The sequence below is a fragment of the Bathymodiolus azoricus thioautotrophic gill symbiont genome, from assembly GCF_001298715.1.
GTDB lineage: Bacteria > Pseudomonadota > Gammaproteobacteria > PS1 > Pseudothioglobaceae > Thiodubiliella.
This window is the reverse complement of the sequence record NZ_CDSC02000128.1, coordinates 1-1,092: the sequence shown is the minus strand read 5'-3', so window position 1 is coordinate 1,092 and position 1,092 is coordinate 1. Positions and strand designations below refer to the sequence as shown.

General features: G+C 35.5%; 1 protein-coding gene. It reads left to right on the top strand.

Annotation, left to right across the window (positions count from 1 at the left end; all coding sequences use genetic code 11):
* Nucleotides 1-113 precede the first annotated feature (113 nt).
* A partial coding sequence (locus BAZSYMA_RS02480; protein ID WP_370460896.1) for a cytochrome-c peroxidase occupies nt 114-1,092 on the top strand: 979 nt, incomplete at its 3' end.

Sequence of the window (1,092 nt, the reverse complement as noted above, 5' to 3'; positions counted from 1 at the left end):
AAAGAGTGGTTAATATACCCTTTGATCGACTAATTGAGTGTTGCACTTATGATGTGAATTCAAGTATAATGAGCGTTCAAAAATTTAAATAAAGATAGATAATGAAACCACAGATAGCAAGCATATTAACGATATTGAGTCTTTTTACATCAGCAAGTCTTTTAGCAAATGAGCCAATTCAACCCATCCCAACCAAGGCAGAAGTTAATGAATTACAGTCTGAGCTAGGGAAGAAGCTTTATTTTGACCCGCGGTTATCAAAATCAGGATTTATATCTTGCAACTCATGCCACAATTTAAGCATGGGGGGAACAGACAATTTAAAAACATCTATAGGGCACAATTGGCAACAAGGTCCTATTAACTCTCCTACTGTTTTAAATTCAACTTTTAACATAGCCCAGTTTTGGGATGGGAGAGCAAAAGACTTAAAGGAGCAAGCAGGAGGGCCGATTGGAAACCCAAAAGAAATGGCATCTAATCATGATCTTGCAGTAAAAGTAATCTCTTCAATTCCAGCTTATGTGGAAGAGTTCAAGCTTGCATTTAGCTCAAGTAAAGTAGATATTGATAAAATTACTACGGCGATTGCAGAATTTGAAAAAACATTAATAACACCAAACTCACGCTTTGATCAGTGGTTAGCAGGAAAAAAAGAAGCCATCACTCTTCAAGAAAAGGCAGGATATGAACTATTCAAAACAAGTGGTTGCGTAGCTTGTCACAATGGAGTGGCTATTGGAGCAAGTACTTATCAAAAAATGGGAGTTATCAAACCTTACAAAACTGAAAATAATGCAAAGGGTCGTTTTTCGGTTACTGGAAAAGAAGCAGATAAATTTGTATTTAAAGTACCTACATTAAGAAATATAGAATTAACTTATCCGTACTTTCATGATGGAAATGCCTCTAGTTTAACTGAAGCTGTAAATATTATGGGTAACATTCAATTAGGCAAAGAATTTACAAAAGAAGAAGCTTCTAAAATTGTAGCCTTTTTGAAAACACTAACAGGAGACCAGCCTAGCTTCAAAATGCCTATATTGCCTCCATCAAATAATACAACACCGAAGCCAGATCCATTTGGTAAAT